Annotated in this window: 12 protein-coding genes, 1 pseudogene and 1 riboswitch; of the genes and pseudogenes, 8 read left to right on the forward strand and 5 right to left on the reverse strand. The window is 72.8% G+C overall.

Features of this window, described 5'->3' with window-relative positions; translation table 11 throughout:
• The first annotated feature begins 104 nt into the window (after positions 1-104).
• The gene (locus tag ACFXAZ_RS24500) at positions 105-494 is read left to right on the forward strand and encodes an STAS domain-containing protein (protein ID WP_384595108.1); all 390 of its coding nucleotides are present in this window, start codon (positions 105-107) and stop codon (positions 492-494) included.
• 45 nt (positions 495-539) lie between these two features.
• Entirely contained in the window at positions 540-1,343 is an 804-nt protein-coding gene (ppk2, locus tag ACFXAZ_RS24505) for a polyphosphate kinase 2 (RefSeq protein ID WP_384595111.1), read from the forward strand.
• 71 nt (positions 1,344-1,414) lie between these two features.
• Here the strand turns inward: ppk2 and ACFXAZ_RS24510 are convergent, their stop codons facing one another.
• The 3 genes from ACFXAZ_RS24510 to ACFXAZ_RS24520 all read right to left on the reverse strand — a co-directional run bounded on the left by ACFXAZ_RS24510 (position 1,415) and on the right by ACFXAZ_RS24520 (position 4,292).
• On the reverse strand, positions 1,415-2,302 hold the full coding sequence (locus ACFXAZ_RS24510; RefSeq protein WP_384595114.1) for a universal stress protein: 888 nt from the start codon (positions 2,300-2,302) through the stop codon (positions 1,415-1,417).
• Between the two features lie 5 nt (positions 2,303-2,307).
• Positions 2,308-3,330 (reverse strand): alcohol dehydrogenase AdhP, encoded by a 1,023-nt coding sequence (gene adhP, locus ACFXAZ_RS24515; RefSeq protein WP_384595117.1) that lies wholly within the window; start codon positions 3,328-3,330, stop codon positions 2,308-2,310.
• A gap of 62 nt (positions 3,331-3,392) precedes the next feature.
• On the reverse strand, positions 3,393-4,292 hold the full coding sequence (locus tag ACFXAZ_RS24520) for a universal stress protein (protein ID WP_384595120.1): 900 nt from the start codon (positions 4,290-4,292) through the stop codon (positions 3,393-3,395).
• Between the two features lie 223 nt (positions 4,293-4,515).
• Here ACFXAZ_RS24520 and ACFXAZ_RS24525 point away from each other — a divergent pair, with 223 nt between their 5' ends.
• Complete coding sequence (locus ACFXAZ_RS24525; protein ID WP_384595123.1) at positions 4,516-4,980, forward strand: cyclic nucleotide-binding domain-containing protein; 465 nt, start codon at positions 4,516-4,518, stop codon at positions 4,978-4,980.
• 208 nt (positions 4,981-5,188) lie between these two features.
• Positions 5,189-5,890, forward strand: coding sequence for a response regulator (locus ACFXAZ_RS24530; RefSeq protein WP_384595126.1), 702 nt, complete (start codon positions 5,189-5,191; stop codon positions 5,888-5,890).
• Between the two features lie 99 nt (positions 5,891-5,989).
• On the opposite strand, the gene ACFXAZ_RS24535 is transcribed toward ACFXAZ_RS24530, so the two are convergent.
• Positions 5,990-7,273: a cytochrome P450 gene (locus ACFXAZ_RS24535; protein ID WP_384595129.1), complete on the reverse strand. Its 1,284-nt coding sequence runs from the start codon at positions 7,271-7,273 to the stop codon at positions 5,990-5,992.
• Positions 7,274-7,821: 548 nt separating this feature from the next.
• Positions 7,822-8,643 (reverse strand): NmrA family NAD(P)-binding protein, encoded by an 822-nt coding sequence (locus ACFXAZ_RS24540; RefSeq protein ID WP_384595132.1) that lies wholly within the window; start codon positions 8,641-8,643, stop codon positions 7,822-7,824.
• A 347-nt stretch (positions 8,644-8,990) separates the two neighbouring features.
• Here ACFXAZ_RS24540 and ACFXAZ_RS24545 point away from each other — a divergent pair.
• The 4 genes and pseudogenes from ACFXAZ_RS24545 to metE all read left to right on the forward strand — a co-directional run.
• Positions 8,991-10,034, forward strand: a pseudogene (locus ACFXAZ_RS24545) (type III polyketide synthase); the annotation flags it as partial.
• Positions 10,035-10,333: 299 nt separating this feature from the next.
• Positions 10,334-10,486, forward strand: coding sequence for a hypothetical protein (locus ACFXAZ_RS24550; protein ID WP_384595135.1), 153 nt, complete (start codon positions 10,334-10,336; stop codon positions 10,484-10,486).
• Positions 10,487-10,559: 73 nt separating this feature from the next.
• Positions 10,560-11,111 carry a cupin domain-containing protein gene (locus ACFXAZ_RS24555; RefSeq protein ID WP_384595186.1) on the forward strand — a complete coding sequence of 184 codons (552 nt, stop codon included), beginning with the start codon at positions 10,560-10,562 and terminating at the stop codon, positions 11,109-11,111.
• A 92-nt stretch (positions 11,112-11,203) separates the two neighbouring features.
• Positions 11,204-11,390: riboswitch (cobalamin riboswitch) on the forward strand.
• Between the two features lie 179 nt (positions 11,391-11,569).
• Positions 11,570-13,882 carry a 5-methyltetrahydropteroyltriglutamate--homocysteine S-methyltransferase gene (gene metE / locus ACFXAZ_RS24560; RefSeq protein WP_384595138.1) on the forward strand — a complete coding sequence of 771 codons (2,313 nt, stop codon included), beginning with the start codon at positions 11,570-11,572 and terminating at the stop codon, positions 13,880-13,882.
• The last annotated feature ends 129 nt before the right edge of the window (positions 13,883-14,011 follow it).

The raw sequence follows: 14,011 nt of genomic DNA on the forward strand, positions 1-14,011 counted from the left end.
CGCAGGCCAGGGCCCGACGTCCGGTGGCGCGGAGTGCCGACCGGCACCCCGGCGGGGACCGTCCGGCCCTTTCGCCGGCTCCCCCGGGCCGGTTTGATCGGAGTATGTCCGAGAACCAGACGAGGCCCGCACCGCAGCCTCCGGTACGTACCGTCGGCGGGACGACGATCGTCGCGCTGTTCGGCGAGATCGACCTCGTGTCCGCGCCGCCGCTGGCGGCCCGGCTGGACGCACTGGCCTCGGCGCCGCACCCCGATCTGGTGGTGGATCTGCGCCTGGTCTCCTTCATCGACTGCGCCGGGCTCGGGGTGCTGTGCCGCACCCGCAACCGGGTCCGCGCCCGGCAGGGGCGGTTGCGGCTGATCGCCGGTGGGCGCCGCTTCCTGCGGACCCTGCGCGCCGCCCAGCTCGGCGGCGTCTTCGACATCCACCCCGACCTGCCCCGGGAGCTGACCCGCCCGGCGATGGAGACCGGGGTGCGCGGAACCGCGTAGGAAAGTACCGTGACGTCCACTTGATGGACGGGCAGTGGAGGCGCAGTGGCCGGCAAGAAGAAGACGAAAGTGCCCCGCGCGGTGTACGAAGGGGAACTGCTGCGGCTCCAGACCGAGTTGATCAAGCTCCAGGAGTGGGTGCGCACGACGGGCGCGCGGCTGGTCGTGGTCTTCGAGGGGCGGGACGCGGCCGGCAAGGGCGGCACCATCAAGCGGGTCTCCGAGCACCTCAACCCCCGTATCGCACGGATCGCCGCGCTGCCGAAGCCGACCGAGCGCCAGCGCACGCAGTGGTACTTCCAGCGGTACGTGGAGCACCTCCCGGCCGCCGGGGAGATCGTGCTGTTCGACCGGTCCTGGTACAACCGGGCCGGGGTCGAGCATGTGATGGGCTTCTGCACCAAGGAGGAGTACCAGCTGTTCCTGCGCCAGTGCCCGATCTTCGAACGGATGCTGGTCGAGGACGGGATCCTGCTGCGCAAGTACTGGTTCTCGGTGAGCGACAGCGAGCAGCAGGAACGCTTCCGCAAGCGGCTGGAAGACCCCCTGCGGCGCTGGAAGCTCTCCCCGATGGACCTGGAGTCGCTCACCCGCTGGGAGGCGTACTCGCGGGCCAAGGACGAGATGCTGGTGCACACGGACATCTCCGAGGCGCCGTGGTTCGTGGTGGAGAGCGACGACAAGCGCCGGGCCCGGCTGAACATGATCGCCCACCTGCTGGACACCGTCCCCTACCACGAGGTCCCGCCCCCGGTCCTGAAGCTGCCGGAGCGCCCGGCCTCCACCGGCTACCAGCGCCCGCCGCGCGATCTCCAGACCTACGTCCCGGACCACGCGGCAAGCCTCTGAGCCCCCTGACAACACCGCCGCCGACTCGCCGCCGCCAACTCGATCGCACCTGCCCCCCGCCACCCCCACCGTCATCCCCGCTCAGGCACCACCGCCACCGCGCAGCCCGCGTGATGCAGCACCCGGTGCGCCACCCGGCCCAGCTGGAGACCGAAGGTCCTCGGCCGTCGCTTGGCGCCGACCACCACGAGGTCGGCACCCCGCGACGCGTCCACCAGCACGATCCGGGCAGCCCCTTCGACCGTACGGCGCCGCACGTCGAGGCCCTCACCGAGCCCGTCGGGGGCACCCTTCAGCGCCTCCTCCACCGCCGCGTCCAGCTCCCGCGCCGCCCGCCGCTCACGGTGCCGGGCGGACTCCCCGGCCAGCGCCGCCGGGCTGGGGCTCCCCTGCACCGGCGCCCGCCAGGCCCGTACGACGTCCAGGACCGCCCCCTGACGCCGGGCCTCCTCGGCGGCGAAGCGCAGCGCCTCGGTGGAGTCCTCCCCCGCGCCCACCACGATCCGGCCCCCGCGCCCCGGCGACCCCTCGCCACGGACCACGATCACCGGGCAGTGGGCATGCCCGGCCACGGTCAGGCTGACCGAGCCGAGCAGCGCCTCGGCGAGCCCGCTGCGGCCCCGACTGCCGGTGACCAGCAGCGACGCGTTACGGCTCTCGCGCACCAGCGCGTACTCGGGCTCCTCCGGTACGACGTCCACGGACACCCGCAGCGCCGGATGGCGCAGCCGGGCGCGGCGGGCGGCCGAGTCCACGATGTCGCGGCCCATCACCTCCTCGCCGGACTCGCCGGACCCGCCGAGATCGTCGGCGAGGGCGTCGCCCTCATAGCGCTCCCACAGCGAGGCGTACACGACCCGCAGTTCCGCGCCGCGCAGGGCGGCCTCGTCCGCCGCCCGGTCGACCGCGAGCAGCGCGGGCTGTGAGCCGTCGACCCCGATCACGACCGGGAGTTCCATGATGGTCACCGTCCTTCCGTGAGGTCGAAGACGATCCGGGCCCGGACCAGGCCGCGCAGTACATCGTCGATCGACTGGTTGACCGAGTCCAGCGAGCGGATCTCGCTGATGACCCGGGTACGGCCGCCCGCGTGCAGCCGGAAGACCTCGGCGAGGTCCTGCCGGGTGCCGACGATCGAGCCGATGACACTCGTGCCGTTCAGCACGGTGTCGAAGATGGGGACCTGGATGGTGCCGTGCGCGGGCAGCGCGACCATGACCAGCTTGCCGCCACGCCGCAGCCCGGCATTGACGGCGGCGAAGGCGGACTCGTTCACCGCGAGCGCGATCGCCGCGTGCGCCCCGCCGTGGCTCCTGAGCACCTGGGCCACATCGTCCTTGCGGGCGTCGATGAGGACATCCGCGCCGAGTTCGGCGGCGAGTTCCAGTTTGTCGTCCGTGACATCGATCGCGGCGACCTTCGCCCCGGCGATCTTCGCGTACTGCACGGCCAGATGCCCGAGCCCGCCGATCCCGGACACCGCGACGAGCTGCGTGGGCCGTACGCCCGCCACCTTGAGCGCCTTGTACGTGGTGACGCCCGCGCAGGTCAGCGGGGCGGCGTCGACGGCGCTGACCCCCTCGGGCACGGGCTGGGCGAAGTCGGCCCAGGCGAGCATCTTCTCCGCGTATCCGCCGTCGCAGCCGTACCCCGTGTTGATCTGCTGCTCGCACAGGGTCTCCCAGCCGGACAGACAGTGCTCGCAGCGTCCGCACGCCTTGCCCAGCCAGGGCACGGCGACCCGGTCGCCGACGCTCAGGTGGGTGACTCCGGCGCCGAGTTCCTCGACGAGGCCGACGCCCTCGTGGCCGGGCACGAAGGGCGGACTGGGCTTGACGGGCCAGTCGCCGTGCGCGGCGTGGATGTCGGTGTGGCACAGCCCGGACGCCTCGACCCGGACCCGGACCTGACCGGGGCCGGGCACGGGATCGGGACGGTCCTCGATGACCAGCGGTGCTCCGAAGGCCCGTACGACCGCTGCCTTCATGATGACGCTCCTTGCGTGATGGTTCGTTCTCGGTGACGGGTGCCGCGGGTGCCCGGTCGCCGTCAGTCGTGGGGGACGACCGCGACGGGGGCCGTGGCGTGGTGCAGGACGGTCTGGGTGACCGGGCCGATGTGGGCGCCGATCGGATGACGCCGGATCCGGCGTCCGACCACGACCAGGGACGCCTGGCGGGAGGCGTCGACCAGGTGGTCGCCCGGAGTGCCGTACAGGGACTCGGCGACGACCTCGACGTCCGGGTACTTGTCGCGCCAGGGGCGCAGCAGCTCGGCCAGGGCACCGGCCTCCTCCTGGGCCAGCGAGCCGTGGAAGGCGGGGTCGAGGGCCAGGGCGTAGACGTAGTAAGGGGGCGGGTTCCAGCCGTGGACGACCCGCAGGGCGGTGTTTCGGCGCTCGGCGGCGGCGAAGGCGAACTCGATCGTCGCGGTGTCCGTGGACCGGATGTCCAGGCCGAGGACGACGGGCCGGAACCGGGTCGCTGCCGACGGGATGCCGACCGGGTCGGGCTCGTGCTCGGCGGCGGCCTGCTGCCCGGCCCGGACCAGCACGACCGGACGCCGGACCCGCGCCACGACGGCGTGCCCGATCGAGCCGACCATGAAGCCGCCGATCCCGCTGAGCCCCCGGGAGCCGAGCACCAGCAGCTCGGCGTCGTCCGCGGCGGCGGCGAGGGCATCGGCGGGACGGCCGGGGTACTGCTCGGTGGTGACATTCAGCCCCGGGTGCCGCAGCCGGATGCCCTCGGCGGCCTCCCGGGGGACGCGCTCGCTCCAGTGCGCCTGGGTCTCCGCGTCGGGGAACGCCGCCCGCGGCGCGGGCACCGGCTCCCACACATGGACCACCTTCAGGGGCGCCCCGAGCAACCGTGCCTCACGGGCCGCCCATTCACCCGCCGCCCGGCTCTCCCGGGAACCGTCGAGCCCAACGATGACGGGGCGTGTCATGACGTCCACCTCCTGGCACTTCCTGGTCTTCCGCTACCTCCACCCTGGCCTTCCTGGCCCCCGCCCGGCAGGGGCCGGAGGTCCCCGCCGGGGGCCGAACGGCCCGGGGTGGGTGAAGGAGGCCGGGACGGGTGGCCCATGGCCACAAGCGCACCGGCAGGCGCACTCTGGTAGAGGCAGCCCCACTGCCGGCGGCTGCGCCCCACCGGGTCGGGAGGCAACGATGACCACCACCGCCACGCCCAGCATGCTGCGCGCCCTGCACATCGATCACCGGCAGCGACTGATGAGCGTCGCCCGAGAGGTGTCCTTCGACCAGGGCACCCGGCTCTTCGAGGAGGGCGGCCACGCCGACCGGTTCTGGATCATCCGTACCGGCACGGTCGAACTCGATCTGCATGTGCCCGGCCGCCGCGCCGCCGTGATCGAGACCCTCCGGCACAACGAACTCGTCGGCTGGTCCTGGCTGTTCACCCCGCATGTCTGGCATCTGGGCGCGGAGGCGATGACGCCGGTACGGGCGTACGAGTTCGACGCCACCGCCGTCCGCGCGATGGGCGACGACGACCCCGCGCTGGGCCGCGCGATCGCCCAGTGGGTCGGCGACGTGCTCGCCCACCGGCTGCACGCGGCCCGCACCCGCCTCCTGGACCTGTACGCCCCCTACGGCGCGGGAAACCGGCTGTGACCAGGAGTGATCCAAGAGTGATCAGGGACTGATCCGAGACTGATCCGAACTGATCCGGGAGTGACCGGGGTGGTACCGGATGGAGGCAGGAGTGGGGCCGGTCGGCCCTGGTCCGTCCGGCCCCGGCGCGCGATGATCGGGAGTGCCACGACATCACGAGGAGCCCGCGCCCCGTCGGCGACCGGGGAATGCCACACAAGGGGTCGTCATGCCCGACACACACACCTTCACCGAACAGGACCCGATCCGGGTCTTCCTGCTCGACGACCATGAGGTTGTACGACGGGGTCTGACCGATCTGCTCGACGCCGAGCCGGACATCTCGGTCGTCGGCGACGCCGACAGCGTGCGTCAGGCGCTGGTCCGGGGCCCGGCACTGCGTCCGCATGTGGCCGTCCTGGACGTACGGCTCCCGGACGGCGACGGCATCACGGTCTGCCGCGAGCTGCGCAGCCGGATGCCGGAGCTGGCCTGTCTGATGCTGACGTCGTTCGACGACGAGGACGCGCTGCTCGACGCGATCATGGCGGGGGCGTCGGGGTACGTCCTCAAGCAGATCAAGGGCTCCGACCTGATCTCGGCGGTCCGCACGGTCGCCTCCGGGCAGTCCATGCTGGACCCCGCGACCACGGCCCGGCTGATGCGCTCCCTGCGCGCCGACCCCGCCGAGACCCCGGCCCTCGCGCCCGAACTCGCCGCGCTCTCCCCTCGTGAGCGCGAGATCCTGGCCCTCATCGGGGACGGCCTCACCAACCGCGAGATCGGCAAGAAGCTCTACCTCTCCGAGAAGACCGTCAAGAACCACATCTCCCGCCTCCTCGCCAAACTGGGCGTCCAGCGACGCGTCCAGGCGGCGGTACTGGCCTCGCAGCTGGACCCTCCGGAGCCGGGGGGGCGGGAGTCCCGGTAGGGGCCGGGCCCCGCCCGGTCCCATGAGAACACCGACTCCGACTCCGACGACACCGACTCCGACGACGCCGGGTCCGAGCGCGCCGACCCCAGGCGTCCCTCACCCACCCACCAGATCCCGCGGATCCCCCGGATCCCCCGGATCCCCCAGATACACCGGCAGTTCCCGGTGCCCGTTGCTGATCATGGAGCCCAGGGGGCGCAGGCGGTCGGGCGGGACGGCGAGGCGGAGGCCGGGGTAGCGGGTGAAGAGCTGACGGAGGAGTTCGGCGACCTCCATACGGGCCAGGGGGGCGCCCAGGCAGAAGTGGACGCCGTGGCCGAAGGCCATGTGGTCCTTGTGGGGGCGGGTGACGTCGAACGCGTCGGCGTCGGCGCCGTGCCAGTCGGGGTGGCGGTTGGCGGCACCGTAGGCGGGGAGGATGGCCTCGCCCTGTCCTATGGTCCGGCCGTCGGGGAGCGGTATGTCCCGGACGGCGAAGCGCAGGGGCAGTATCCGCAGGGCCGGGGTGAGCCTCAGGGTCTCCTCCACCACGTCCGCCCAGCCCGCCTCGCCGCTTCGGACCCGGTCGAGTTCGCCGGGGTGGGTGAGCATCGAGACGATGGCCTCGTCGATGACGTTGACCGTCGTCTCGTACCCCGCGCTGATCATCAGGATGAGGGTGTCGCGCAGCTCCAGGTCGGTGAAGGCGCTGTCGGTCTCCTCGTCGCGGGTCGAGATGAGCAGCGAGGTCATGTCGTCGCCCGGCGCACCGCGTTTGGCGGTGACGAGACCGGCGGCGAGCGCGAAGAGCCGCTCGTTGTTGGCGGCGGCCTGCTCCTGGGTGAGGGTGGTGTCGAAGATGCCGTCGACCACCTTGCGGAAGTGCAGCGTCTCCGCGTCCGGCACGCCCAGGAGATGGCTGAGCACGGTGATGGGGAGGGGGTAGGCCAGCCGTTCCCGCAGGTCGATCCGCCCGTCCCCGCAACTGTCGGTTCCATCGGCGTCGCTCCCGGCCGCCAGGTCGTCGATCAGTGCGGTGACCATGCGCGCGACGATGGGGGCGAGTTCCGCTATCCGGCGGTGACTGAACGCGGGGGCGACCATCCGGCGGAGCCTTCGGTGGTCACCGCCGTACGCGGTGAACATGTTCTTCACCGCTATCCACAGGGCCAGCGGCCAGGTGGCGGCCGTCTGTTCGTAGCGCGGCCAGTGCGCCCGGCCGTCCTTGGAGACATCGGGGCTGGTGAGCAGGTGCTTGAGCAGGGCGGGATCGGCGACCGCCCACGCGGTCACACCGAGGACGTCGACGCGGGTGGCGGACCCGGCGGCGCGGAGCGTGCGGTACTCCGCCTGCCAGCCGGTGCCGTGGGGGTCCAGGACGAGGGGAGAGTGCTGTTGCATGAGGCTCCCTGGGTCGTTGGCCGGCCCCGGGCGGGACCGGCGTGGCGGACGGACCGGAACGACTGGGAGTGACTCTGCCCATCGGCACTGCGGCGCAGCGGTCGCCTCGGCCGGTTCGGTCCGGAAAGGGACTCTTTTCGGAAACCGGAAGTGCGCATTCATGTACGAGTTCCCGTGCGGGCGCCCCTCGACGGGCGGGCCGGAACCCGGAAGCGTCTCGCGGGTCCACGCGCGTGCAGTCGGAGAGCGGCATACCGACGGGCCGCCGACCGGTTCTCGAAGCCCAGGGGCTGTCCGCCGGTCTTCACATCGCCCACGCCGGACATCTGCCTTTCGCCGACGCTTCCTTCGACCATGTGTGGATGATGGGGACCTGGAGCATCTGACCGAGAACAGCGCCGGAAAGGCGGTCCGGGAGGCCCGGCGGTACTGGTTCCGGGCGGCCGGATCACCGTCATCGAGATCGACGACGCGACGATCCCGGGGGCCGGGGGCCGAACGAAGGACACCCGTCCCCCCTGTTCCGGCACGGGGCGAGCGGCGGGCGGTCAGCCGCCGAAGGCCGCCGCGTGCTCCCGTACCCACTGGGCGAAGGTCCTGGCGGGGCGGCCGGTGACCTCGGCGACCGTGGGCAGGACCGTGCGGCCCGCGAGGGGCGGGTCGGTGCGCATGGCCAGGAAGAAGCCGATGTCGTCGTCCCCGAAGCCCTGCGCGCGCCAGCGGGCGACCATCTCGTCCGGGCTCAGCTCCACGAACCGTACGTCCCGTCCGAGCACCTCGGCGATGACGGCGACCCGCTCGGGCGCGGTCAGCGCCTCGGGCCCGGTCAGCCAGTACTCGCGGCCGTCGTGCCCGTCGCCGGTCAGCACGGCGGCGGCGACGGCCGCGATGTCGGCCTCGTGCACCATCGAACTGGGCATCCCGGCGAAGCCCTCACGGACCACGCCCTCCTCGCGCACCGCGTCGGCCCACTCCAGGGCGTTGGACATGAACTCCACCGGGGCGAGGGAGGTGACCTCCAGCGCACCGGCCGCGAGCGCCTCGTCCAGCGCGGTCCGCTCGGTGCCGCCCTTGAGGACGGTCACCTTGCGCACCCCGGCGGTGACGGCCGCGGCCACGATCTCGCGGGCATTGTCCAGCGGGGCGTAGTCGTCACCGAAGCTGATCAGATGGGCGGCGGTGACACCTTCGAACACCGCCGGGAGACTCCCGGTGACGGCGAGGTTCCCGGCGACCGGCTCCGCCCCCTCGGGCAGCGCGGCGGTCGCGGGGTTCCGGGTCAGCGCCCGCACCCGGTGCCCGGTGGCCAGCAACCGGGCGACGAGCGGACGGCCGACGTTCCCGGTGGCGCCGGTGACGAGAACGGTCATGGAGGGGCTCCTTCGGTTGACTGCGCTGTGGCCACGCGCCACGTTAGGAACCGTTGCGGTCACCTTCTGTCCGCGTCTGCGGGAGTCACGACCTCCATGGAGTTACGGAGCCACGACGTCCAGGGCATCCGCTCCATCCACCCGGGTCCGCCGCCGTCCGCCGCCGTACGCCGGGCGTGCGCCCCGGCCCGGCGCGTTGATTCACGCCCCTTCATGCCCACTCCCACACCCATCTCATGCTATCGGGTGCGTTTAGTGTGCTTGTCGCATGTTCCGAGGACATGCCGGGCAAGCACCGCTCTGCCGAGACGGATCTCTGTAGCGGATCATCTCTGAAGGGGGAAACCATGCCTGTACTGTGCCGCCCCGCGGTAGCGGTACCCGAGTACACGATCACTCATGAACAGACCTTGGGTCTGGCCCGCTCCTTGTACGCCGGGCACGAGCAACTACCGCTCGCGCTACGGCTGATCGGCAACACCGGGGTCCAGAAACGCCACATCGTGCAGCCACTGGAGCGCACGCTCAGGCATCCGGGCCTGGAGGCCCGCAACGCGACGTACGAGGCCGAGGCGAAGGCCCGCGTCCCCGAGGTGGTCGAGCGGGCCCTCAAGCACGCCGGGCTCGGACCGCGCGACATCGATCTGATCATCTACGTGTCGTGCACGGGCTTCATGATGCCCTCGATGACGGCCTGGATGATCAACACACTGGGGTTCCGGTACGACTGCCGGCAGATCCCCATCGCCCAGCTCGGCTGCGCGGCGGGCGGCGCCGCCATCAACCGGGCGCACGACTTCTGCCAGGCGCACCCCGGCTCCAACGCCCTCATCGTGGCCTGCGAGTTCTGCTCCCTGTGCTACCAGCCCACCGATCTGACGGTGGGCAACATGCTGTCCAATGGACTGTTCGGCGACGCGGTGGCCGCCGCCGTGGTCCGCGGCTCGGGCGGCACCGGCATCGAGCTGGAGGTGAACGGCTCGTATCTGGTGCCGGACAGCGAGGACTGGATCGCCTACCGGGTGCGGCCCACGGGCTTCCACTTCCAGCTCGATCGGCGGGTCCCGGGCACCATGGAGCAGCTCGCCCCGGCACTGTCCGCGCTGGCCGCCCGGCACCGGCGGGACGCCAGCGCGCAGAACTTCTATCTGATCCACGCGGGCGGGCCGCGCATCCTGGACGACCTGAGTCACTATCTCGCGGTGCCGCCGGAGATGTTCCGCTTCAGCCGGGCCACGCTGGCCGAGTACGGGAACATCGCGAGCGCGGTCGTCCTGGACGCGCTGCGCCGGCTGTTCGAGGAGGGCGGCTGCGCGCCGGGGGCGTCGGGGATGATCGCCGGGTTCGGGCCGGGCATCACCGCCGAGATCTCGATGGGCCGCTGGACCACGGACGGCCCCGAGGGCACAGCGGAGACGGGCGCCGGGTCGGGCGTCACGGCGGACACCGCGGTCGTCATCGAGGCCGCCGCGCGGACCGCCGCCACCGCCGCCGCGCGGGCGGCAGCCGCCGCCACCACCGCCGCCGTGCCGGTCGAGGCCGCCCACGCCGTGGGCGCCACCGCCCCGGCTCCCGCCGGTTCCCCGCCGGAGGTGCCCGAGCGGGTGGTCCCGGTCGCCGCGGTGCGGGTCCGCGCGCAGGCCCCGGCGCCCGCGACGGGCACCGCCTCGGTGTCCACGGAGGGCCGGTCATGACCACGGCCGCGCTCGCGGACCGGTCGACGCGTTTCCGGGCGGTACCGGATCCGACCGGCCCGGACTTCGATCCGCTGCCCGCCCGGCCGCCGCACGACAAGCCGGTCGCCCGGAGCCGCAGGCCCGAGTCCCTGCCGGTGACCTGGTGAGCGGGACCCGGGCCCCCGCCGACGCCCCGGCGAGCGGAGGGCGACGACGGCGGCGCACACGGTTCCCGGGCCGCTGTTGCTGCCGCCCGGCCGGGGCCGGACCGTGACGGTCGCCGCCCAGGAGGTGACCTTCAAGGTGACCGGCGAGCACTCCCGGGCGGCCTCCACCTTCGAGGTCGTCGTGCCGCCCGGGTTCGATGTCGGCGCCCATACCCACACCCACAGCGAGGAGTTGTTCTACGTCATCGAGGGCGAGCTGGAGGTACTGGCCTTCGAGCCGCTCGTACGGTCCCCGGACCACTGGCGGGAGTGGGAGTCGGCCGCCGGTGAGCGGGCCGTCCGGGCGGGGCCCGGCACCCTGCTGTTCGTGCCACCGGGCTGCCCGCACGCCTTCGCCAACACCGGCCGCACACCGGCCAGGGTGCTGTTCCAGGCCGCCCCGCCCCCGGCCCACGAACGGTACTTCGAGGAACTGCTGGAGATCCTCGCCACGGACGGAGAGGTCGATGACTCGGCGATCGCCGCACTGCGGCTGCGCTACGACGTCCACCAGCTGACCCCGCTGCGCTACGAGCCGCCCGAGGGCCCCGGGGAACCGGAGGGGAGGACGCGCGAGGCGCACTGAGCGCGGGCACCCGCTCCCGTGCCGTGTCCGCTCCCCCGGGCACGGCACGGGTGTTCCCCGGCGCACCGAGCGGTTAGGGTGGCCTGTGCAGCTGGTTCGCCCCGTCCGCCAGGCGGGATGCGTCGTAAGAGGGAACCCGGTGGGAATCCGGGACTGCCCCGCAGCGGTGAGCGGGAACGACCGCCGTCATACGCACTGGGCCCGGACGGGCCTGGGAAGCGACGGCCAGTAGGTGACCTGACGTCGTCAGGACGTGCCCGTGAGTCCGAAGACCTGCCACTGCCCGCGCGCGGACCTCCGTGCGCGGACTCCCGGTGACCTCGTGGGCGGGTCGGCGTACGTACCAGGCGGATGACCGTGCCGTAGCGCGCGAGGTCGGGTCCCGCCGGGTCCGTCACCCTTCGCGTCCTCGTCCCGTCTCCGGGATCTCAGGGATTCATCTCGCGAAGGAGATCTCCGTGACCACCAAGTCCGCAGCCGCGGCAGCACGGGCGACCGTGTACGGCTACCCCCGTCAGGGACCGCGCCGGGAACTGAAGAAGGCCATCGAGGGCTACTGGAAGGGCCGGGTCGGCGCCGACGAACTGCGTGCCACCGCCGCCGGGCTGCGCGGTGACAACTGGCGTCGGCTGGCGGACGCCGGCATCGCCGAGGTCCCCACCGGTGACTTCAGTTACTACGACCATGTGCTCGACACGACCGTGATGGTCGGCGCGATCCCGGCCCGGCACCGGGAGGCGGTGGCCGCCGACGCCCTGGACGGGTACTTCGCGATGGCGCGCGGCACGCAGGACGTGGCGCCGCTGGAGATGACGAAGTGGTTCGACACGAACTATCACTATCTGGTCCCCGAGCTGGGCCCGGACACCGTCTTCACCGCCGACTCCGGCAAGCAGGTCGCCGAGCTGACGGAAGCCCTCGCCCTCGGTCTGGCCGCCCGTCCGGTGCTGGTGGGCCCGGTCACCTACCTCCTGCTCGCCAAGCCCGCGCCGGGCGTGGCCGCCGACTTCGACCCGCTGACCCTGTTGGACCGGCTGCTCCCGGTGTACGCGCAGGTCCTCGCCGAGCTGCGCGCGGCGGGCGCCGAGTGGGCGCAGCTGGACGAGCCCGCTCTGGTGGCGGACCGCACCCCGGCCGAGCTGAACGCCGCCGCCCGCGCCTACCGGGATCTCGGCGCGCTCACCGACCGGCCGAAGCTGCTGGTGGCGTCGTACTTCGACCGGCTCGGCGAGGCGCTGCCGGTGCTGGCGAAGGCGCCGGTGGACGGGCTCGCCCTGGACTTCACGGAGTCCGCCGCCGCCAACCTCGACGCACTCGCCGCGGTCGGCGGGCTGCCGGGCAAGCGGCTGGTGGCCGGTGTGGTCAATGGCCGCAACATCTGGGTCAACGACCTGACGGCGTCCCTTTCCACCCTGGGCACGCTGCTCGGTCTCGCCGACCGGGTGGACGTGGCCGCGTCCTGCTCCCTCCTGCATGTGCCGCTCGACACAGCCTTGGAGCGGGACATCGAGCCGCAGGTACGGCGCTGGCTCGCGTTCGCGCGGCAGAAGACGGCGGAGATCGTCACCCTCGCCGAGGGCCTGACCCGGGGCACGGACGCCATCGCCGCACAACTGGCCGCCAACCGGGCCGATCTGGCCTCCCGTGCGGGCTCGCCGATCACCCGCGACCCGGCGGTGCGCGCCCGCGCCGCCGCCGTCACGGACACCGACGCCCGCCGCTCCCAGCCGTACCCCGAGCGCGCCGCCGCACAGCGCGCCCATCTGGGCCTGCCCCTGCTGCCGACCACGACGATCGGCTCGTTCCCGCAGACCGCCGAACTGCGCACCGCCCGCGCCGAACTGCGGGCGGGCCGGATCGACACGGCGGGCTACGAGGAGCGCATCAGGGCCGAGATCCAGGAGGTGATCGCCTTCCAGGAGAAGACCGGCCTGGACGTCCTGGTGCACGGCGAGCCCGAACGCAACGACATGGTCCAGTACTTCGCCGAGCAGCTCACCGGCTACCTCGCCACCCAGCACGGCTGGGTCCAGTCCTACGGCACCCGGTACGTCCGCCCGCCGATCCTGGCCGGGGACATCTCCCGCCCGCGGCCGATGACCGTGCGCTGGACGACGTACGCCCAGTCCCTCACCCACCGCCCGGTCAAGGGCATGCTGACCGGCCCGGTCACCATGCTGGCCTGGTCCTTCGTACGGGACGACCAGCCGCTCGGCGAGACCGCCCGGCAGGTGGCGCTGGCCCTGCGCGACGAGGTGGCCGACCTGGAGGCGGCCGGCACGTCCGTCATCCAGGTCGACGAACCCGCGCTGCGCGAGACGCTGCCGCTGCGGGCGGCCGACCGGCCGGGATACCTGGCGTGGGCGACGGAGGCGTTCCGGCTGACGACCGCCGGGGTCCGCCCGGACACCCAGGTCCACACCCATATGTGCTACGCCGAGTTCGGTGACATCGTGGGGGCCATCGACGACCTCGACGCCGATGTCATCTCCCTGGAGGCGGCCCGCTCGCACATGCAGGTGGCCCGTGAACTGGCCGCGCACGGCTATCCCCGGGAGGCCGGGCCGGGCGTGTACGACATCCACTCCCCGCGCGTGCCGGGCACCGCCGAGGCGGCGGCGCTGCTGCGCGAGGGTCTCCGGGCGATCCCGGCCGAACGGCTGTGGGTGAACCCCGACTGCGGCCTGAAGACCCGCGGCTGGCCGGAGACCCGGGCGTCGCTGGAGAACCTGGTGGCGGCGGCGCGGACGGTGAGGGGGGAGCTGGCCTGAGGCGGGGCGGGGGGAGGCAGCCGCTGCCCTCCCCCCGCGCCCGGGCCCCGCACAGCCCCCCCCCCGTGCGCCGCCCCCGCCCCCTGTCGGGGACACCCCCCCACCCCCGGGGGGGCTGTGGGGCACTGG

This window comes from Streptomyces sp. NPDC059477 (assembly GCF_042749375.1).
GTDB lineage: Bacteria > Actinomycetota > Actinomycetes > Streptomycetales > Streptomycetaceae > Streptomyces.